Consider the following 20,801-nt stretch of genomic DNA (forward strand, 5'->3'; position numbering starts at 1 on the left):
ATTTAGTTATTAACCCTGATGCTTTTTATTTAAGCTATTAATGATTGCCATACCTTGGGCAACCATTGAGCTTGCATCTGTCGCGTTGTCTGGCAGTAATACAATTGATGATTCACGAGCAATCGCTTCTTTAGCCGCGATTGCTTTAGTTGCTAAATCTAACTGAATTGCTTTTTGACCTTGCTCTGTATCTGCAGCTTCACCTATTTTAATAAGTGCATTTGCTTGTGCTTCTGCAACCGTAGTAATAGCTGTTGCTTCACCTTCAGCGCGTAAAATTTGCTCGGCTTTGTCGGCTTCAGCAGCAAGTACTTGTGCTTGTTTTTTACCTTCAGCAACATTGATATTTGCTTGGCGATCACCTTCTGACTCTAAAATTTGAGCTCGTTTAACACGCTCAGCTTTCATTTGTGCTTCCATCGCTTCCATAATAGAGTTAGGCGGCACAATATCTTTAATTTCGTAGCGAAGTACTTGAATACCCCAAGGCTCAGATGCCTGGTTTATAGCTGCAACAATGTTGGTATTAAGTAAATCACGCTCTTCAAATGTTTTATCAAGCTCCATTTTACCTAATTCTGAACGCATTGTTGTTTGTGAAAGTTGTACAACTGCAAACGTATAGTCGTCAACGCCATACGTTGCTTTGTATGGGTCTAGTACCCTAAAGTACAGTACGCCATCAACTATAAGTGAGATGTTATCTTTAGTGATAGCTGACTGCGATGGTACATCTTGAGCTTGTTCTTTTAAGCTACGATCAGCCGAGATTCTATCAATAAATGGAATAATAAAGTTAAGGCCGGCTTCTTTAGTTGATTGGTATTTACCAAAACGTTCGATTAACCAGGCACGGTTTTGTGGTACAAATTTAACGCTACTTTTTAAAAGCACGATAACAAAAACAAGTAAAAAAGCCTCAACAGTAAAAACCATATCGAGAATTTGTGTGACTGGATCCATTTAAACATTCCTTATAATAATTAAACGCTGAGTGGTTGTATTGTTTATAATTTCAGCGTGTATAGATTATCACTACAGCGAACTTTTAACCACTAAAACTCACTGTAGCGCGCCGACTTAGTCGGTTTTTTTAAAACTGGCTATTTTATTTCTGCCTGTTTCTTTTGCGTTATAAAGGGCTATGTCGGCGTTAGTTATAACTTCTTTAGGTGTTGTTTTTTGATTGGGTATAAGGCTATAAAATCCGATACTCAAAGTGAGGTATTTACTGGCACTTGAAAAGTTATGTTCAATTGCAAGTTCTGCAATTTTTTCCTGAATAAGGACAGCATATCTTTGACAATGATCTGTGTCGACTGCAGGTAAAATTATCGCAAATTCTTCACCACCGAAACGAGCGGCTAAATCACCTTCACGTTTACAAAGATCATGCAGCGCTTTGGCAACTTTTTTTAACACTTCGTCACCTAGCTGATGCCCATAGTTATCGTTATAACGCTTAAAAAAATCAATATCACACATTATTAAACTAATGGGTTCTTTATTACGTGCGCCGCGCTTAATTTCGCATTTTAAAGTTTGATCAAAACAGCGTCGGTTAGCAATGTTTGTAAGGCCATCAGTATTAACTTGTTTGTTAAGTTTATGATTGGCATTAATGAGTTGCTGCTGAGCTTGTTGTAGCTCTTGCTTGTAATTTAAATTTTTGAAAGCATTAGCAAGCATTTCACCTACTAACCTTAAGCGAATAAGGTCTAAATCAGTCCAGTTTCGCTTTTGAACAACGCAATCACAGCCTATAAAGCCAACGAGCTCTTTGTCATAACGTAGACCAATGCAAAGTACTGATTTTATTTTTTGTTGCTGGAAAATTGTTTTTTCGCTCATTGCTTGAATGGGTAACGACGTTACATCGTTAACTCTAAATAAGTGAGTACGTGCCATCAAACTAAAAAAGTAGGGGAGATCGCTTTTCGGAAGGTTTTGTAAGTCCTCTCTAAATGCTTGTATATCATTATTGACCCATTCGTGGGTGTTATTTATGGTTTTACCATCCTCGGCAAACTTAAAAAGATAACTTCTATCTGCGTGGCAAACGGTACCAATAGCTTTTAATGCGTAGTTGATATGCTTATCAACGTCGTTGTTTTGAATATCAATTAAGTCAGTTGATATGTTCGAAATAATATTATCAAAATCATATTGTTCATCTACATTATTATTCAATATATCAATTATAATAATGGAGCTTGAGTTAGGTAATTTTGCAAATTTTACATTGAGTAGCAATTTAGATACCTGTTTTGATAAAACAAACTGGCATTGGTTATTTGCAGTGAAATAATCAAAGAATAGCTCCTCGACTAATAGTTCTTTTTTACTGTGATGATTGGTCAAAGTGATGTGTGAAAAATCAATTTTATTAAAATGTGATTTATTTCTTAAGCCAAACAAGCCCTGTGCTTGGCTGTTAACTTTAAATATATTTTCATTGGCATCATAAAGTAATACACAAAACGGCAGTAACTCCAAGTTTCGCCATATTTCATTTGATAGGTTATTACTCACTCAACTCTCCATGTGTTTAAGCCACAATTAAATTGTTATCTATTGTATTTTTATTGTTTTTACTTGGGCGTGTTAATCTTCCTTAGATCGAGCTCAAAGGGCAGCTCATGCTTGGTATTTATGCTGCGTTATCGCCTATTTATGGGGAATAGCTACACTACATAGACTCTGCCTTGCCTCAAAACCAAAAATACTACTGCAAATTCAACCAACGAAGTTCAACAAGCCCTACTAATTATTAGCACATTTTTTTTGATTTACTAAGTTTTTAGTGCGTTTGAGGGCAGTACGTATTATAATTGATACTGTATATCATTACCCTTTTCTACTCTAAGCCATCTTTGGTTTATTTGCACTTTAAGTATAGGTTATTCAAGCATTTCATGACAGAAATCACTACACACCAAGCTTCTCGTCGTCGGTTACTTATTGCGCTAGCAATTACGTGTTCGTTTATGGTAATTCAGGTTATAGGTGCTTATTATTCTAATTCGCTTGCTGTACTTGCCGATGCGGGGCATTTGTTTGTTCACAATAGCTCGTTATTCATCGCACTGATTGCATCAAGTCTCGCTATTCATTTTGCTAAAACTTATAACGATGGTCATCAAAGAGCCGAGCTTTTGGGTGGTCTGGTGAACGGATTTTTATACCTAGCAATCAGTTTAATTATTTTGTATGAAGGTGGTGAGCGCTATATACACCAGCATGAAGGAAATGAGCTGGCTATTAATAGTTATTTAATGTCGGTTATTGCTGCTATTGGTTTTTTGTTTCATGGTGCTGCTGCATGGGTTTTATATAAAGGCCGCAAAGCGAGTATTAATGTTTACGCGGTATTTTTACATTCATTCTTTGATTTGATTTCTACCGTATCGACATTTGTGGCTGGTATTCTTATATATTTTACGGGCTGGGTTGTTATCGATATTTTATCGAGCATGTTAATCGCCTCTTTCGTGTTGTTTACCGGTGTTAAGGTCATTATTAGTTGTATAAAAGGTTTACGCTTAAATAAGGCCAAACTTCCTAAAGTTGCAGATATTGAAAGTGAGATTACAGATATGGAGCATGTTCACAATGTCCATAACGTCACTGTAACGCGTAAATATAAGGGTGTAGTAGTCGGGGCGCACGTTGTACTTAAAGAGCATTGTACTATTGAAAAACACGATGAAGCATGTCGTATGAAGGTAGAACAACTGTTAGCTGAAAAATTTAATGTACGCAATAGTGTATTACAAATAGAAAGCCACGAATGCCATCACATCCATTAGTAGCATTTAATTAATATAAAAGCGTGTAATAATGATTAGCACGCTTTTAATGTTTTAAATCAAATCAAATCAAATCAAATCAATGATATTGCTAAAACAATCGCTTTTACGTAAGTCTTTAGCATCCATTGGCCTTGCAAAGTAATAACCTTGCAGTACAGTACACCCAACCTCGGCTAAAAAGATCATCTGTTCGCGCGTTTCTACTCCTTCTGCAATACAGTAAAGATCTAGGTTTTCGGCCAATAAAAGAATGGTCTTAATAATTGACTCATCCCCTTTATCTATACCAATACTGTTTACAAAGCTTTGATCTATTTTAATAACATTAATAGGAAATTGGCTCAAATAGGTGAGTGACGAGTAACCAGTACCAAAATCATCAAGTAGTAATTTAAACCCAGCAGCTTTTAAGTTTTGTAGCTGCTTGGCTGCTTTGAGTTTATCTTCTAGTAAAATACTCTCTGTTATTTCAAGTCTTAATTGTCTTGGATGAACTTGAGAGTCCGCTAATATGGACATTAACCGCTGGGTTATGTTTGTTTTTAAAATGTGTTTAGGAGATAAGTTTAAAGATATATAAAACAATGGGTTTGCGCTGAGTATAGGTGCAATTTCAATAAGAGCTCGTTGCAATGCTTGCTCAGTAAGGAGTTCTATTAAACCAGTTTCTTCTGCTACCGGTATAAAAAGTGCTGGGGATACCAACTGTCCTTGATTTTTCCAGCGCATGAGTAACTCCACGCCATTTATTGTTTTTTCTTCTATGTCGATAATGGGCTGATAGTGATTAAAAAATCGGTTGTCTTTTACTGCATCTTTTAAATCATTTTCGAGCAGTAACTTTTGTTTTATCAGCTCATTCATTTCATCGCTAAAAAACTTAAAGTCGTTTCTCCCGCCTTGTTTAGCGTGCATCATCGCAACATCGGCATTACGGATAAGTATATCGGTGGTTACAGCATCAAATGGGTATAGAGCTACGCCAATACTTGCTGAAATATTAATAGAGAAGTCTTCAATAATTACTTTATTAGCTAACTCATTACTAATTTTTCTTACTGTATCGCGAAGAGACTGAAGCGATTTTATATTTTGAATCAGCACTAAAAATTCATCACCACTTTGACGGCCAAGTTTTGCGTTTACGCCAAGCATACCGTTTACTCTTTGGGTAATATTACAAAGTAGCTTATCGCCAACTGCGTGGCCAAAAGAGTCGTTAACAGGTTTGAACTTATCTAAATCAATAAATAATAATGCGCATTGTGTATTACTTTCATTGGCATGTTTAATCGCGTCTTCAATATTTTTATACATTAAACTACGATTAGGTAGATGCGTTAGAGGATCAAAATTAGCCAAATAGCGCAGTTCGTTTTCTGCACGTTTTTGCTCAGTTAAATCTGTAATAACAACCACGTAGTAGCTTGCAGTATCTTTTGTTACGGCTGTGGCGCTTATATGTATTGGATGTTCGTTACTTTTTGCTGTTTTTATATAAGCATCACTTTGCCAGTTTTCTGTAGCTTTTAATTTTTTTAAAATATTTGCAAACTCTCTACACTTATCTTTACCAATGGCCCTAATAAATAATTTTGGGCTAATTTTAGTGGCTGCTTGTTCACTTGAAAACGTTTCAATAAAACTGTTGTTCGCAGAAAATGGCATTAAATGCTTATCGAGTATAAGTAACCAGTCGTTTATTTGGCTAAACGCTTCACCTAGAATTTTTGCTTGTTGCTCATTAGCCCGTTGCTCAGTGATATTGGTATATATGCCAGAAACATATAGCGGCTCATTTGTTTGAGGATCGTATATAACTTGTCCTGTATCTTGATACCATAACCAATGCCCATTTTTATGCTGTAGACGATAAGTTGCTTGCCAGTTTTGTTGTTTTTTGTACTTGAAGTAGTTTTCCCATTGGTTTTCAAAACGACGTCGGTCATCTGGGTGTATTAGCGCTAAAAATTGATCTATATGCACGCGTACAGACAAGCCTGTATAGCCTAATTCACTTCCTCTGAGCGTACTTACGGAAGCATCTTTAAAATTATAATCCCACACGCCACTTTTGTTATTTTTAAGCGCGAGTTCTGTTTGCTTTTGCGAATGAATCGTCGCTCTATGGGCTTGTTCAATTGCAACTTGGCGGCTGCGGTATTGCCAAAAAATGAAAAACAACACGGCAATTATTAAAACTACATAGGCGACAATAGCTAAGGGCGACTTCCATGGTGCGTAGGCTACGTTGATATTAAGTGTTGCAGGTTCGCTTGTAACAATACCATCGCGATTATGTGCTGATATTTCTAGCGAATAACTACCGGGTTGAAGTTTTGTGAAAAACACTTGGTTAGATTGTAAGTCTTCATATGTAAGGGACGTTGGCCCTGAAAGAATTACCTTATAATACGCTTTGTCTATATTGGGGTAAGAAAAGTTAGAAAAACTAACTGTAAGGCCCATGTCTTCATAACTGAGATCAAGTGGTTGGCTAAGGTATTTATGAGGGTAATAATCGAGCTCTTTGGTAAAAAGGTTTATATCGGTAATCGCTACATTATTTTTTTTAAATAATTCTTTTTCATCAAAGTCTAAGGGGTCAAAAAGTAGCGCGCCCGCATTACTACCAAATATAAGCCTGCCATCGTTTAATGTTGTTGCTGCTATAGGAGTAAATTGGTTTATATTCAATCCGTCTTTTACTGAATAACTCACCACATTGAGTGTATCTAGGTTTATTTGATATAAACCATTGTCGGTACTTGCCCATAAAAAACCATTTTCATCAGGAAGTAACGAATAGATAGAGTCAGTATTAAATGAATTTTTTAATCCTATGTAGTGTTTTCTCTCATAAGTAACTGGGTCAACACCAAGCAAGCCTTCGTGGGTGGTTGCCAACCATAAAATATTTCGTTTTGAGTCTAAGTAAAAGTTTTCTACAGTGTAAAAAATATCTTCTTTAGGATTAAAAGACTGGAATATAGTCGTTAAAGTTTTCGTTTTTTCGTTGTACCTAAAAAAACTTTTTGATGTGCCAAGTACAAACTCTTCAGGATGTGTGTCGAGGGGTTTATAAAAAGCATAAGAAAATAAAGGGTCAACTTGCTCTTTGAGTCCTTTAATAATTCTTGTTTTTCCGGTTGTTTCATTAAAAATATAAAAGTTATCATCAGACATAAATGCATATTTATTTGCAGCAACTTGGGCAAAACCAAATAAGTTGAGCTGGTTAATTACATTATTGTCTGTGTCTTTATTTTCAATAATTTTACCCGTTTGCTTATCGAAAAGTTTAAAACCATCATAAGTAACAAGCCAAAGAAATTGATCGTTTCCAATTGAAGACGCAAAAATATCAAATACCGCTGATGCTCCGTATATTGCTTTTGAGTCGGTCGAGCTCAAATATACTTCACTTTTATTTGTTGCTTTGTCGTAGCGCGCAATTCCATCTTCTGTTCCTAGCCATATAATATTATTTTTATCTTGGTAGGTGGCATGAACAGTATTGTTACCGGGTAAAAAAATGTGTTTAAACCGTCGGGTTTTAATTGGCCAGGTAAACACGCCTTGGGTTCTAGATGCGAGCCAAAGCACGCCGGACTTATCAATCATTAGATCGTTGATTGAGTTTTCATTAATATTAAACTTACTTTTTTCATAATTTAATATGAACTCTAACTCTTTGGTTTCGCGGTGATAACTAAATAATCCACTTTCGGTTGCTACAAACTCGCCGTAAACAGTATTGGCATAATCCCATATATTATAATCAGGAATTAATGTTGTAACATTTGCTGCAGATATATTTTTGTTATTATCAAATGCTAATTGATACATACCTTCGACAGTACCAACAAGTAATCCTAATTCATTATCAACACTTAAAAATTTGACGTTTATATTATCTATCGTATTTTTTTCAGGGGGATGAAGAGGGATTTTTACAAGTTCTGAATTATCTATATTTGCAGTGTATAAACCATCATTTGTACCAATATATAAAGTGTTTTTATATATCGTTAATGACCTAATGTAGTCCCTTTTATTTGGGAGTGCTAGCTTAAGTGTAAAGTGTTTACTCGTCTCATCAAATGTATATATTTGACCATCTATGGCGAAGTAAAAAGTATCTTGTTGCTGAGTCATTGCGGAGATTGGAGAAAACATCTTTTTTTCTTTATCTATTTGACCAGAATAGATTTTTTCGGTTTTTAAAGTGAGGGGATCTATTATATACGCACCAGAAAGATCAGTTGAGACAATGATTTTTCCGTCTTCGGCTTTAAATAATGCATAAATATAGTGTTTATCTAAGCCAAAGCCACCATTAAAAGTTTTTACTTTATAACCATCAAAACGGTTTAAACCCTGTTGGGTTGCTATCCATATGAAGCCAATGTCATCTTCTTGCGACTGCAAAACGTAACTTTGCGAGAGACCTTCGTCAGTAGAAATTCGTTGTAATTGTTGAGCATAGTTTTGTGATGCAAAAGTGCTTTGGATGCATAGTAAAAAAACAATGGTGATATGAAAAAAAAGTTTGCTCAAACGCACTTATAAACACTCTCAGTGGAGGATAGGATGATACTTAGCTAGATAGTAAATATAGCATAAGTTTTTATTTTTTAATTACAAATAATATACGTAAAGTTAAAAGCTCTATTTTCAAATAGTGAGCTAATCTATATAGATAACAGTTAATGTTCATAAGGAGAGTATAGTGGTTTTATCTAATATTGATGCAAAAAATAGCGTGTTATTAATAATAGACTTACAAGCGTTGCTTGCTCCTGCAATTAAAGACTTTCCGAATATTTTAAAAAGTACATTGCAGTTAGCGCAGGCGGGTATTATTCACGGTGTCCCAGTCTTAATAACCGAGCAATATGTCAAAGGGTTGGGCGAGACTAATCAGCAAATTAAAAATACGTTACCTAATGCTACGTATTTTCATAAAACGTACTTTAGTGCGTGTGCAGAGCCTGGCTTTGTTGATAAGTTAAAAAGCTATGGTAAAAAGCAAGTTATTGTTGTTGGCACTGAAGCGCATGTGTGTGTTTTACAAACATGCTTAGATTTAATAGAAAATGGTTTTGAAGTTATTATCGTACACGACGGAGTTGGCTCGAGAAATCCGCAACATAAAAATTTGGCGATTGAACAGCTACGCCAAGCTGGATCGGTAATTTCATGCGCTGAAATAGTTATTTTTCAATGGACAAAAAAAGCAGCAACACCGACGTTTAAAAAAATATTACCTATAATAAAATAAGCTTATTCAAAGTCTGGCTTAAATTTTATTAAAATCGGTGCTCTAATTTAAGTTTTACTACGTATAATGCTGTGTGTTTAGTAAGCTTCAATATATTAAAGGGTTTTATGTCTAGTGTCGCTCGGTTATTTACCATCATTTTTAGTCTTCTATTTATTGAGTCTATTGGGGTTGGTCTGTATTTTGGTACGTTAACTCAAGCTTTTATTATTGGCTTGCCACTTTGCTTACTCCCAATTTGGTTACTCAGAACGTATCCTGACAACGTTGTAACGGCACACGTAGTTGCAGCCGCTATTATGATGTTCTCCTTTTTGCACATCCAACAAACATTCGGGCTAATAGAAGTTCACTTTGAGATATTCATTTTAATGGCTGTACTTATAATGTTTGTACAGTGGCGTGTTTTTATAACGGCAATTATATTTGTTGCTGTTCATCATTTATCTTTTTATTATCTTCAAACTCAAAATGCAGGTTTCTACGTATTTGATCCGGATAGACTCGCTTTTACTACAGTACTTATACATGCAGGGTATGCGATTGTTGAAGTGCTAGTTGCAGGTTATATAGCTAAAACATTGCAACGTGAGCGCCGTGCAGGCTTGTCATTAAGTTATGCGACAGAGCAAATAATGAAAGACCCCGAAAATATTAAACTTTCCCTACGTGCTGATGATACTAAAAGCGATGCTGTGGTTGGATTTAATACATTGCTAGACTATATATCTGATGTTATTAAGCAAGTTCAAGCGCAATCAGAATCACTGCAAAAAAACTCGCGAGAGCTTATACATGTTCATGAACAGCTGGCCGGTGGTGCAGTGCAGCGTACACAGCAAACGGATGATATAGCGAATTCAGGCTCACAAGTTGCACATGGCTTTAAGCTTGTTGAAGAAGAAAGTGAAGCGCTTAAGAGTCAAGTCGACCATATTACTAAAACTGTAAGTAATGCGTTAGAAGATGTTCATCAAACAGATTCGAAAAGTAGAGAGTTATTAACGTTACTTAATCATACAGAAGAGCAAATAAGTCATTTAGTTGCAGCTGGGGGGGTTATTTCTGGTCTTCTTAATGAAATATCGGGTATCGCTGAGCAAACAAATTTGCTTGCTTTAAATGCAGCTATTGAAGCCGCCCGTGCAGGTGAACATGGACGAGGTTTTGCTGTTGTTGCTGATGAGGTAAGATCTTTGGCTAACCATAGTAAAGCAACAACAGATAAAATTAGTCTAACATTAAAAGATCTTGTTAATAATAGCAAAACGTCAACACAATCAATGAGTCAGTGTGTGAATTTTGTAGTTGATTTAACAAGTATTAGTGCTGCAATGAAAGAGAATATTTCAGCAATGAGCGAGCAAATAGCCGCAGTATCCTCAAGCTCTGATTCAGTTGCACAAGTTGTAGCTGAGCAGGCAGGTAATACTGAATTAATAGCAAGCAGTACTGATACTATGCGCCAAAATCAGTACCAAGATACGCAAATAGTGCAGCAGTTAACCGCTAAGGTGCAGTTAATCGATGTAAGTATTGATGTGTTAGAGCAAAGCATTGCCAAGTTTAAATAAATCTAACACTTTCGTATTTTCGCTTATAGCTACATGGCTTATTTGTGTTGTTGCAGGGTTAGTTTATTTTCAATTAGAGCAGCTTAAACCGTTTGATAGCTCAAAAGTTTTATTGCAAAAACACTGGTTTAATAACTTTAAAAAGCAATTGGATTGGGTTGATACTGGTGAGCCGTCTTTAGTGCTTATAACAGAAAAAAAATGCGGGTGTACTATACAAGCTAAGCCGCATATTTCATCGTTAACCTCTTTTGCTGCCAATAAAGCTATGAAGGTTGTACAAGTTGAATTAACACCAAAGCTTAAACACGTTATTCCGGCAACGCCTGCCGCCGTTATTATTAATAAAAACGGTGAGTTTGTTTATGCTGGGCCGCTCTCTGAAGGATTAGCTTGTGCCCAAGGAAGTGGTTTTGTTGAAACTGCGGTCACTAATTTAGCTGCAGGTTTTAATTCAAATCTCTTAATTACACAAACCAAGGGATGTTACTGTGTAAATAATGCATAAATAACGTATCGATAAACTAAAGCTCGCACTTAAATCAACAGTTGCGAGCTTTAATATTGATTAAATTGTAACTAAGCCATAAATACCTAATGACACAAACACACAAGCAGCAATAGCACGTACGGTGTTTAGAGATATTCTTTTTAGTAATGCATTACCAGCGTATATAACAGGCACGTTAGCAATTAGCATACCTAACGTGGTTCCTACCGTTACCCAAAACACAGACTGATATTGTGCGCCTAACAACACCGTCGCTATTTGTGTTTTATCACCAATTTCTGCAATAAAAAATAATACAAAAGCGACTAAAAAAGCCCCGTAGCTATCGTATTTACTACTTACATCTTCGTCTTTATCTGGAACTAATAGCCAAAGGCCAACAACAATAAAGCAGATGTTTACAAGCCAAGGTAAATATTCAGAAGAAAAACTATTACTTAACCACTGCCCAAACCACGCTGATAGGCCATGATTGAGTAAGGTTGCGGCTAAAATACCAAGAATAAGCGCGCCTTTATTACGAAAACGGGCAGCTAACAGGAGCGATAAAAGTTGGGTTTTATCGCCTATTTCGGCAAGTGTGACAGTGACGGTTGAGGTTAAAAAAACTTCCATTATTGATTCTTACAGGCGGGAATACTAAACCAAGGCAAACAACTATCTCCCGCCATGAGGATAGTGTCTACCTAGGTCTCGCCGATAACGCTTGCTACAACATTACAAACTTACCATGCACATGAGGTGCAATTATGTTGATAAGTTTACTCATTACTGAGCGGGCTACTCCCCTAAGAGGCGGGCATTATTCCACAAAACTTTTGCGTGGTAAATATTAAGAATCGAATATAGTTAATTTATTCGGGAGTAATAAAGTTAGCTTTTGGCAATTAGTTGATAGTCAGGAAAGAGCGATAACCGGTCATTGAGATTAGCTAAATATAATAGTTAATTGATTGGTCAAACTGCTTTTTGCGCATATATTCATAAAAATGAGCTGCACGAGCATATTGATCTATTTAACTTAACTCAAATATTTTAGAAAACTTAGTGATAGTAATACCTTAGGTTATTTGTTAAAACTATATAGAGTAGACAAATGAGCGTTAAGTCGGCAGAAATATGTGCGATAAGCGCACTATTAAATTTTTAGGTAACTCAAGTATGTTCAGTATCGTCAGCAAAATGAACAACAACATTAAGATAGGATATATGTATCTGGTACTTGGTGTTCTGATGTTTTTGGGTGGCTTGTATATTACTAAAAGTACGTCAGATTTTATCGACAACGCGTTATCAGCAAAAGGCACTGTAATTGAGTTAATTCAAAAAGACGACTCGCTATATCCTGTAGTAAGCTTCATGGATGAAACTGAAAAACAGCATACTTTTGAGTCTAATTATGGTTGTAGTCCCGCTTGCTATAAAGAACAAGAGCAAGTAACCGTTCTTTATAGCGGTGGTAATGTTAAAGCTCCTGTAATAAGTGGGTTTATGTCCTTATGGTTACCAAGTCTGCTTTTGTTAGGCATAGGCATTAGTTTTATTGTTGTAAGTCTATTCCAAATAAAAAGGTTACGGGGCAATATAGCGCAAAGCGTTGCCTAACAACACGCCCTAAGGTGGACGACCAGTAAAATCAGCTATTAATTACAAATTTTAAAAATGGTGGACCTCAGTTCTTTTAGCCAACAGCAATTTGCCGCTTAAGACAGCATTCTACGCTTAGTCTAGTTCGGTTGTGATTCACTATTAGGAGTAAACTTTGAATAAAGGGATTTTGTTATTTCTACTCACCGTACTTTGTACCATTAATTCTGCGAACTCCACTGAGACAACTTGGAAAACCCAAGGTTATGGTTACGTTTTTCATACTGTGGACAATAAAACAACAGCCTTTGATTTAACAACTAAGCATTGTTTGGAAAACCACTTTATCACCGATGAGTTTGAACAAATCTCGTTCATTGAAGAAACAAAAAAAGTGAATAAAGATACTCGCTTACTTAACTTTGGTGGTTTGTTTCCGTTAAAGCTAACGAAATTAGATAGTTTACCCGCTCAATGTCAATCCGAAAAAATTGTTAGTATTAAAGACAAAAACTATGAATTTAATGCCAGTATTGTTCTTGACGTTCTAATGAATAATTTTGAAGAGCACTATGCATTTTCAAAAGATAAAAATATTAATTGGGTTGAGCAGAGAAAACTTTGGCAAAAAAGAATAACCTCAAAAACTACGCAAGATGAGCTATTTAGTATCATAGATGACTTTCTTAAAGAATTACGCGACGGTCATGCCATATTACTCAATCAAGATCTTGATAGGCTTTCACATTACTCACCAAGAAAGTGGTCATTTTGGGATGAATTAAAAGCGCACTCAGAAAACTACCCTGAATACTCAACTTACTGGGAATTACATACCGCATTAATTGAAAAGTCTCAGGAAAACATTAAAAATTACATTGATAAAAACTATTCCACTCTTCAATATCACGATAATTTTACCTTAGCAAAAACGCCTCAAAATATTGCCTATTTAAAAATAAGTAACTTTGATGATTTCTCAAATAATGACGTAAAAGCAGCAAAAGAGGTTATGGAGATATTTACGCCTATCATCAAACAAAGCAATGGTTTAATTATTGACTTACGTTTTAGTATGGGTGGAAGTGACTTAGTAGCATTTTCTATTTTATCTTACTTAATAGATTCAGAATTAGCCTTGGGGGGGAAACAATTTAAAACATCGACAGGTTATAGTGAACTTCAAAAAATTGTTGTCGCCCCATCAAAAATTAATCATTACACAGGAAGCATTGTTGTTTTAACTAGTCAAAAAACACCTAGTGCGGCTGAAGTATTTCTTTTAGGTTTACAAGCAAGAGGCAACGTTACTTTTATTGGTGAAAGAAGCTACGGAGCTTTTAGCGATGCGTTAACAAAAGCTTTGCCCAATGGTTGGGGGATCACATTATCAAATGAAAGATATCTCAATTCTCATGGGGATAATTATGAAAACATTGGATTGCCTGTAGATCATGAATTTGTATTTCTTGATGTGGAGAATATTGAAAGCGGAAAAGATGTGCAGCTTAATGAGGCAATTAAAGCTTTTAGATAAGTGCATTTGGCGTATAACGAGGCGTTACCAATGTCTGCTGATGGCACTGAGCCGAACTTCGGCAAAGAGCGATAAACGGACCTGAGATTGGCTAAATATCGTCGTGAATTGATTGGTTAAGCTGCTCTTCGCGCATATAGTCATGAAAATGAGTGGCGCGCGCATAGTGTTCCATACAACTTTTCTTTAAAGTTTTAGAAAACTTAGTGATAGTAATACCTTAGGTTATTTGTTAAAACATATATTATGTAGAAAAATGAGCGTAGCGTCGTCAGAAATATATGCACACAATTGAACTCGTTTAACGCCGCTTCATGCTCCGCATCTGTTTTTACCGGTAAGTGCGACATTTCCTCTGAAGACGTTGTTGAACTAAGCCGCTACGCGGAGATCCTATTCTGACCATTTGAGCCACACTTACCTTGGGGTTATCCCATATTTGGAGGTAAGTCATGAATACACTCATTGAACAAGTCAAAATTGAAATAGCCTACCGTGGTTATTCACAAAGTACCTGTAAAAGTTACTGCGAGCATTTACTTAAACTCAGCCATTATTTTAATAAACCACTCGATTTAATTACTGATGATGAGCTGAATATCTTTTTTAAAGATCCCGCCATTCGCAAGCTCTCCAGAGCGAGTCAAAAAATACAAATAAACAGCATTTGGTTTTTGTTTAAGAATATTTTACACCGCCCACTGAACTTAGACATAGCCTTGCCTAAAGCAAAACCTCGGGCACCTACTTATTTATCGCGTGATGATATTCGACGACTTATAGAAAGTTGCACGGATATGCGCTTAAAAACATTGATAGTGGTGTGTTATGGATGTGGTTTGCGTATTGGCGAACTGCTGCGCATCAAAGTGCAAGACATCGATGGACAGCGTAAAACCATTTTAATTGAACATGGTAAAGGAGATAAGTCACGCTATGTTGTTGTATCAGATAGCGTGCTAAATCAATTACGTTGCTATTGGAAAATGTATCACCCAACGGGCTGGATGTTTTATTCACGATGGTTAATGGATAAACCTATGTCACCCTCAAGCTTCAGAAAGGCATTGAAAAAACATGCACAAATGTGTGGTTTAAAGCACTGTAATCCACATGTATTACGCCATGCTTATGCAACACATCAACTTGAGTTAGGGATGCCGCTTCATCAACTTCAACATCAGCTTGGTCACAGTGACATTAGAACCACGCAAAGTTACTTACACTGGTTACCTGAATTAGGGCATGGTGGTATTGATTTACTCGCAAGTTGGGGAAACCAATGAGAGGCTTGCACCTCGCTGATATTTTAAATTCTGGCCTTGGGAATTATCGGCAGCACCACATAATGAGTTATCAGCAGTTACGAGTCTGCCAACACCTTCAATCATGCAGAACGGGTCAGCTCGGTTATCAAGCATGGCAATGTGATAACTGTAGTGAAGTACAACAAATTGGGTGTAGTTGTCGAGACCGTCATTGCCCACGTTGCCAAGGGATGGCTACGGCTAAATGGGTGCAAAAACAGCAGGAAGATTTATTACCGTGTCGGTATTTCCACCTTGTTTTTACGCTCCCGCATGAGTTAAATATCATTGCGCACTACAACCCAAACGCGTTATATCACTGTTTATTTAAAGCCGGATTTATTATCGTGTCGCTATTTCCACCTTGTTTTTACGCTCCCGCATGAGTTAAATATCATTGCGCACTACAACCCAAACGCGTTGTATCACTGTTTATTTAAAGCTGCATGGCAAACGCTGTGTAAATTTGCGAAACGAAAGAGGCATGGCCAGTTAGGCATGACAAGCGTACTGCATACGTGGGGGCAGAACTTAAGTCAGCATATTCACCTGCATTGCTTGATACCCGCAGGCGCGCTTGATAAAGCGCACTGGCATGAAATAAAAAAAGGCTATTTATACCCCGTTAAAGCATTATCAACAGTGTTTAGAGGGAAAATGCTCGCGGCGCTCAATGAATGCGATAGTTCATTCGCGAAGGTAAGCACACCAACCAAATGGTGCGTGTATAGCAAAGCCTGTTTAACGTACAGTGAAAAGCTAGTTAGTTACCTTGCTCGTTATACCCGAAAAGGCGTGATGTCAGAATCGCGATTAGTGTCAGCGACTGAAGAAACAGTGAGCTTTAAATACCGCGATTATGCAGATAACAACCGCGATAAAGTCATGACTCTGAGTTGTGATGAATTTTTACGGCGCTACTTACAACATGTATTGCCCAAAGGGTTTATGCGCATTCGTCACTATGGCTTTTTAGCTAATGCGTGTCGCAAGCGAAAGTTAGGGTTAATAAAGGCTCAAGTATCAGCAACCCCATGCAAAGCGGTGAAGCCGAAGGTAGAGCAAGAACGATTAATACCCCATTGGTCTTGCCAGTCATGCAAGACGGGTACCTTACGATTTATTGGTGTGATGAATTTAGATGAGGCGACAAATAAAATAGCGCGAACGAGTTAGCAGCCTTGCTTGCTGCATCAAATCAATAAGTTAACCTGCTTAATTGCTCAGGCTAATAGCGACTGTGCGAGCGAAAAATATCCTTGCTTAACGGTTAAACATTCGGTTTAATGAATAGATAATAAACGCTGAGCAATGCAGGGAAAGCTTAAATTATAATAGGTAAGCTTATTAAATTAGCTGATTTAGCTAGAGCCTCTAAAAAGCAAATTCCCATAGCATAAACAACACCAACTCTGACACACCGAGCAGGTAGCGCCTCAGTCCAACAAGCGATTATGCAACACAAACTGCGTGTCGCATAAATACTAAAGTGTTAAATTTCAGTCAATAAAGGAGCATTAAATGCCATCAAACTCTTTAGCTACAATCCAAAATTCATCCTTAGCTGCACAAGACTATTTCCTAAAAAGTTATGAGAGAGCTGCGATGTCAGTTGAATTACTATCTGAAAAGCTTCGACATGTTGAAGGTGCGGAAGCTGATGCCGTTCGTTTAACATGTGTTCATTCAGGGAGAATTATTTTACTCGTTTTAGCAGACTCTAGACCTGGCGAAGTTGGTATATCTTTAGCTAATAAAGGAGATGAGGATGCACAATTTGTAGAGGCTGTTGATGAAAATATTGTTGACTCAGCTTTCATTCTAAAACTACTTGAAGCAAATATGAGCAAAGGACCAAAAGAAATTTAACAAGACGTTAAATGCTAGGAGATTGAGTAAGCATGGAAGAGATATATCCAGTCGAAGAGTTACAAGAAAAGTTTGAAGCTGAAGTCAGCGTCGAATACTACTTCATGAAAGACATAGATACTATTGCCAAACTTGAACCGAGTTGCTTATGTGAAATCGGTGGTAACGCTTGGATGCATTATGTTGAGTCAGGAGCTAAAGTTAACCCACGCAAGTTAAGTGAGCACTTTGATAACGGGAACCCATTTCTTTTCAGAGAAGTTGAGAAGGTTATGAAAAAAAAAGTTCTTCAAGACATAGTGCTAGTGCATGCCAAGGTACAAGATCCTGAACTAGAAAATAAAATTTGTGGTCAATTTCTTCTTGCTAGAGTTTATCCAAATAACTTACATATCTCGGATGTTGAATTCAGTAATCCATATGAACCAGTACCAGAGAATGAGAAAAAGCATCATTTTCATGAATATCGTAGTCTTGGCCTGTTTGCTAAATTACTAAAGAATATCATTGTCTACGGTAAGAAGAATAGTATTGCGAAAATTACGCTGTCGGCCGCCTCAGATCATCAAATTAAATATTTTGAATCGCATGGCTTTAATATTGAGAACAACAATTTTTCAAAAGACGCTCTTGAACATGGTATGAGTATACCTATGGAGCGTAAATGCATTTAACAAGAAAAGGCAGTCGGAGGCGTAAACGCGCCGCTGCTTTGGCCGTTGTTAGAGCTATTGGCAAAATTTAAAATTTGAGGTTTCTATACAAATGAAGATTGAATACGATGATAGATTTTCTATCGAAGAATCAGACAAATTAAAAAGCTTCGAAAATATTATAGAAAAGCATTGGCTATTAAATTCAAATAGCGACACTTCATTGATCTGGGAGATTGTTGTAAAGTCTGAAAACCCTCGATTATTTGCCTTACTCAAGGCTCAGGCTGGTTATAAGCAAGTTCACTTAGAATCTTGCTCATCAATATTGAAGAAAAGCCCTGAGACGTTTCAGAGTGAATTTGTTGATGCAGCTATTGAGTTTTCACGGAAATAGCTCTAACAAGTTACTTAGACAGAATAAAAACAGTTGGTTATCGCTTCACGATTATAACCAACTATTCTTATCTGCTTAGCAAGGCGATGAGGCTGTAGAATTACTTTTTTTAAGAAAAACAGCCTGTTTTATGGGTTCCAAATACATTACCTAATGCTTTTAAAGCGCTTAGAGTTGATTTGAAGAACTCGTTTTTTAATTGAATTTGGCTGTTGGAGTTATTCTACAGCCTCGTTAGCACTGTCCGCTTATGGCACTCTCCAGCCACTCGACAACATAAAATGTTGATAATAATTGGCAAGGTATTTTACTGTGTCGGATGGCGCTTCGCTTATCCGACCTACACTGGCATAAACCGGAAATAACCGACCCGTAAATTCCGTATTTATACATTAAGGTTTTAAAGCTTTAATGTAATTAATTTTCAACCATTCAAATATTTACCTAAACCTAACCTTATTTAGATTTAAGGTGGGCTGTAGTTAATAAATCTCAATCTAAGTGCCACACCTTTCTTAAAATTTAAACTATTCTCAAGCTGCCGCGAATTCTCAATTTAAGTGGCGCTGGCCAAAAAAAATTTTAAATAATACATATTAGCTAAATAACAATTGATAACCATTTTCGTTTAGATTAGTATGTACGCACTAAATGAAATTGAGAGTGGTTTGTATTCATGTATATTTGTCTATGTCACGGTGTGACTGATAAAAAAATTGAGCAAACAATTGACGATGGTGCAACGACCATGCGTGAATTAACTAAAGAGCTTAAAGTAGGCAGCCAATGCGGTAAGTGTTGTGGTTGTACTAAAAAGATCCTTAATCGCAGACTTATTCAGATTGCTGATGTAACGGATCAAGTTGCTTAATTACATATAAAAACTTAGATATAAAAAAAGCAGCTTTTTAGCTGCTTTTTTTATGCTTGTTACTATTTACAGTTGAGACTGCAAATAGTTTTTAATACCCGTATTTTTAATAAGCAATTGTTGGGTTTCTAACCAATCAATTTGCTCTTCTTGTTCATTTAAAATGTGATCAAGGGCTTCACGGGTAATATAATCTTTTTTGTTTTCAGCCAGTTTAACTGCGCTACGTAACTCATCAATAGTATCGAGTTCAAAACCCATATTAGCTGCAATCATTTCTTCGCTGTTTTCACCAATACGTAATCGGCCCAAATCTTGAAGATTTGGTAAGCCTTCTAAAAACAAAATACGTTCGATTAAACGATCGGCGTTTTTCATTTTTTGAATTGATACTTTGTAATCTGCTTTGTCTAGTTGAGTGAAACCAAAATCTTTAAACATGCGTGCATGTAAAAAGTATTGGTTAATACCAACAAGCTCATTAGCGAGTACTTTATTAAGCGCTGCAATAACGTCTTTATCGCCTTTCATAATATGCTCCTACTAAGCCATTTGTGCTTGATGATAATTTTCAGAACCAATCTTATCAATTAAGCCAAGTTGCTGCTCTAACCAGTAAACATGGTCTTCTTCGGTATCAAATAACAGTTTTTCTAAAATGCTACGAGATTGATAATCTTGTTGTTCTTCACATATTGCGATGACGTCTTTAACACACGCAACTACTTCAAGCTCTAGTGTTAAATCGTTTTGCATCATGCTTTTTACATCGTTACCGATAAGTAAATCACGGCGCTTAGTCATATTTGGTACACCTTCTAAAAACAAGATGCGCTTAATAAGCCAGTCTGCGTGATCTTTTTCTTCTTCCATCTCGTGGTTAAGGCGTTCGTATAGTTTGTTTAAACCCCAGTCGTCATACATGCGCGAGTGTATAAAATACTGATCGATTGCTGCTAATTCGTTAGCTAACAATGTATTAAACGCATCGATTACTTTTTGATTACCTTTCATGATAAATCGCCTTAACTATTTCAATTGTATGCAGTGTAGTACAAATAGCCTATATTGCAAGTTTTCTCTATAAAAATCATTGCGTTACTATTGGTTTTGATTCTTATTTAAGTTTGCGTTACTGCTTGGTTTATGGACAGTTTTTTATTTGCATTAGCATCTAATACAAGATCATGATTGCTAGGGCGTATTGAACTTTGGTGGTTGAATTTGCAGCAGTGTGTTTGGTTTTTAGGCAAGACAGTGCCTATGTAGTGTGGTTATTCCCCATAAATAGGCGATAACGCAGCATAAAGACCAAACATGCGCTGCCCAAAGGGTTCTTTCTAGGGACGATTAACTTTTTGTTGCTCGGTTTTTACTTAGCCCACTAGGTTACAAACCT

General features: G+C 36.6%; 17 protein-coding genes and 2 pseudogenes. 12 read left to right on the forward strand and 7 right to left on the reverse strand.

The genetic code is table 11. The features are described from left to right. Window positions 1–9: 9 nt before the first annotated feature. Both PARC_RS19230 and PARC_RS19235 read right to left on the reverse strand, forming a co-directional pair. Window positions 10–963, reverse strand: coding sequence for an SPFH domain-containing protein (locus tag PARC_RS19230; protein ID WP_007375614.1), 954 nt, complete (start codon window positions 961–963; stop codon window positions 10–12). Between the two features lie 117 nt (window positions 964–1,080). After that, a complete protein-coding gene (locus PARC_RS19235; RefSeq protein ID WP_010555296.1) occupies window positions 1,081–2,532 on the reverse strand; it encodes a diguanylate cyclase domain-containing protein in 1,452 nt (483 codons plus the stop codon). Window positions 2,533–2,915: 383 nt separating this feature from the next. Between PARC_RS19235 and PARC_RS19240 the strand changes: the two genes are divergently transcribed. After that, the gene (locus PARC_RS19240) at window positions 2,916–3,809 is read left to right on the forward strand and encodes a cation diffusion facilitator family transporter (RefSeq protein WP_007581834.1); all 894 of its coding nucleotides are present in this window, start codon (window positions 2,916–2,918) and stop codon (window positions 3,807–3,809) included. A 69-nt stretch (window positions 3,810–3,878) separates the two neighbouring features. On the opposite strand, the gene PARC_RS19245 is transcribed toward PARC_RS19240, so the two are convergent. After that, window positions 3,879–8,378, reverse strand: a complete 4,500-nt coding sequence (locus PARC_RS19245) for an EAL domain-containing protein (RefSeq protein WP_010555297.1) — start codon at window positions 8,376–8,378, stop codon at window positions 3,879–3,881. Window positions 8,379–8,544: 166 nt separating this feature from the next. Between PARC_RS19245 and PARC_RS19250 the strand changes: the two genes are divergently transcribed. From PARC_RS19250 to PARC_RS19260, 3 genes are all read left to right on the forward strand, one after another. Then, window positions 8,545–9,096 carry a hydrolase gene (locus tag PARC_RS19250; RefSeq protein WP_010555298.1) on the forward strand — a complete coding sequence of 184 codons (552 nt, stop codon included), beginning with the start codon at window positions 8,545–8,547 and terminating at the stop codon, window positions 9,094–9,096. 107 nt (window positions 9,097–9,203) lie between these two features. Next, on the forward strand, window positions 9,204–10,670 hold the full coding sequence (locus PARC_RS19255; protein WP_010555299.1) for a methyl-accepting chemotaxis protein: 1,467 nt from the start codon (window positions 9,204–9,206) through the stop codon (window positions 10,668–10,670). Next, a complete protein-coding gene (locus tag PARC_RS19260) occupies window positions 10,654–11,178 on the forward strand; it encodes a DUF6436 domain-containing protein (RefSeq protein ID WP_007581838.1) in 525 nt (174 codons plus the stop codon). Before PARC_RS19255 ends, PARC_RS19260 begins: the two co-directional genes overlap by 17 nt. A gap of 60 nt (window positions 11,179–11,238) precedes the next feature. Here PARC_RS19260 and PARC_RS19265 read toward each other — a convergent pair whose 3' ends face one another. Next, window positions 11,239–11,796, reverse strand: coding sequence for a TMEM165/GDT1 family protein (locus PARC_RS19265; RefSeq protein ID WP_010555300.1), 558 nt, complete (start codon window positions 11,794–11,796; stop codon window positions 11,239–11,241). 567 nt (window positions 11,797–12,363) lie between these two features. On the opposite strand from PARC_RS19265, the gene PARC_RS19270 reads away from it, so the two are divergent. Then, window positions 12,364–12,786, forward strand: a complete 423-nt coding sequence (locus PARC_RS19270) for a DUF3592 domain-containing protein (protein ID WP_158522945.1) — start codon at window positions 12,364–12,366, stop codon at window positions 12,784–12,786. Window positions 12,787–12,943: 157 nt separating this feature from the next. Then, a complete protein-coding gene (locus PARC_RS19275; RefSeq protein WP_010555302.1) occupies window positions 12,944–14,305 on the forward strand; it encodes a S41 family peptidase in 1,362 nt (453 codons plus the stop codon). Between the two features lie 278 nt (window positions 14,306–14,583). Here PARC_RS19275 and PARC_RS21865 read toward each other — a convergent pair. After that, a pseudogene (locus tag PARC_RS21865) lies at window positions 14,584–14,673 on the reverse strand (YkgJ family cysteine cluster protein); the annotation flags it as partial. An 84-nt stretch (window positions 14,674–14,757) separates the two neighbouring features. On the opposite strand from PARC_RS21865, the gene PARC_RS19285 reads away from it, so the two are divergent. From PARC_RS19285 to PARC_RS19315, 6 genes and pseudogenes are all read left to right on the forward strand, one after another. Further along, on the forward strand, window positions 14,758–15,591 hold the full coding sequence (locus PARC_RS19285; protein WP_010555537.1) for a tyrosine-type recombinase/integrase: 834 nt from the start codon (window positions 14,758–14,760) through the stop codon (window positions 15,589–15,591). After that, window positions 15,588–16,788, forward strand: a pseudogene (locus PARC_RS22070) (IS91 family transposase). The gene PARC_RS19285 and the pseudogene PARC_RS22070 overlap by 4 nt, the downstream one beginning before the upstream one ends. Before the next feature lie 345 nt (window positions 16,789–17,133). Continuing rightward, window positions 17,134–17,481 (forward strand): hypothetical protein, encoded by a 348-nt coding sequence (locus PARC_RS19300; protein ID WP_010554010.1) that lies wholly within the window; start codon window positions 17,134–17,136, stop codon window positions 17,479–17,481. A 32-nt stretch (window positions 17,482–17,513) separates the two neighbouring features. Beyond that, on the forward strand, window positions 17,514–18,155 hold the full coding sequence (locus tag PARC_RS19305) for a GNAT family protein (protein ID WP_010554009.1): 642 nt from the start codon (window positions 17,514–17,516) through the stop codon (window positions 18,153–18,155). A 91-nt stretch (window positions 18,156–18,246) separates the two neighbouring features. Continuing rightward, entirely contained in the window at window positions 18,247–18,531 is a 285-nt protein-coding gene (locus PARC_RS19310) for a hypothetical protein (protein WP_010554008.1), read from the forward strand. Between the two features lie 676 nt (window positions 18,532–19,207). Next, the gene (locus PARC_RS19315) at window positions 19,208–19,402 is read left to right on the forward strand and encodes a (2Fe-2S)-binding protein (protein WP_002960627.1); all 195 of its coding nucleotides are present in this window, start codon (window positions 19,208–19,210) and stop codon (window positions 19,400–19,402) included. Window positions 19,403–19,468: 66 nt separating this feature from the next. On the opposite strand, the gene bfr (PARC_RS19320) is transcribed toward PARC_RS19315, so the two are convergent. Both bfr (PARC_RS19320) and bfr (PARC_RS19325) read right to left on the reverse strand, forming a co-directional pair. Next, window positions 19,469–19,933: a bacterioferritin gene (bfr, locus tag PARC_RS19320; protein WP_010554007.1), complete on the reverse strand. Its 465-nt coding sequence runs from the start codon at window positions 19,931–19,933 to the stop codon at window positions 19,469–19,471. Between the two features lie 12 nt (window positions 19,934–19,945). Further along, window positions 19,946–20,416 (reverse strand): bacterioferritin, encoded by a 471-nt coding sequence (gene bfr, locus PARC_RS19325; RefSeq protein WP_002958985.1) that lies wholly within the window; start codon window positions 20,414–20,416, stop codon window positions 19,946–19,948. Window positions 20,417–20,801: the final 385 nt, after the last annotated feature.

Origin of the sequence: Pseudoalteromonas arctica A 37-1-2 (assembly GCF_000238395.3) — a bacterium.
GTDB classification, from domain to species: domain Bacteria; phylum Pseudomonadota; class Gammaproteobacteria; order Enterobacterales; family Alteromonadaceae; genus Pseudoalteromonas; species Pseudoalteromonas arctica.

Excerpts from the sequence above, each read along its gene's own strand:
- PARC_RS19230 (WP_007375614.1), bottom strand. The coding sequence starts at position 963 with ATGGATCCAGTCACACAAATTCTCGATATGGTTTTTACTGTTGAGGCT.
- PARC_RS19240 (WP_007581834.1), top strand. The coding sequence starts at position 2,916 with ATGACAGAAATCACTACACACCAAGCTTCTCGTCGTCGGTTACTTATT.
- PARC_RS19255 (WP_010555299.1), top strand. The coding sequence starts at position 9,204 with ATGTCTAGTGTCGCTCGGTTATTTACCATCATTTTTAGTCTTCTATTT.
- PARC_RS19265 (WP_010555300.1), bottom strand. The coding sequence starts at position 11,796 with ATGGAAGTTTTTTTAACCTCAACCGTCACTGTCACACTTGCCGAAATA.
- PARC_RS19270 (WP_158522945.1), top strand. The coding sequence starts at position 12,364 with ATGAACAACAACATTAAGATAGGATATATGTATCTGGTACTTGGTGTT.
- PARC_RS19285 (WP_010555537.1), top strand. The coding sequence starts at position 14,758 with ATGAATACACTCATTGAACAAGTCAAAATTGAAATAGCCTACCGTGGT.
- PARC_RS19300 (WP_010554010.1), top strand. The coding sequence starts at position 17,134 with ATGCCATCAAACTCTTTAGCTACAATCCAAAATTCATCCTTAGCTGCA.
- PARC_RS19305 (WP_010554009.1), top strand. The coding sequence starts at position 17,514 with ATGGAAGAGATATATCCAGTCGAAGAGTTACAAGAAAAGTTTGAAGCT.
- PARC_RS19310 (WP_010554008.1), top strand. The coding sequence starts at position 18,247 with ATGAAGATTGAATACGATGATAGATTTTCTATCGAAGAATCAGACAAA.
- PARC_RS19315 (WP_002960627.1), top strand. The coding sequence starts at position 19,208 with ATGTATATTTGTCTATGTCACGGTGTGACTGATAAAAAAATTGAGCAA.
- bfr (WP_010554007.1), bottom strand. The coding sequence starts at position 19,933 with ATGAAAGGCGATAAAGACGTTATTGCAGCGCTTAATAAAGTACTCGCT.
- bfr (WP_002958985.1), bottom strand. The coding sequence starts at position 20,416 with ATGAAAGGTAATCAAAAAGTAATCGATGCGTTTAATACATTGTTAGCT.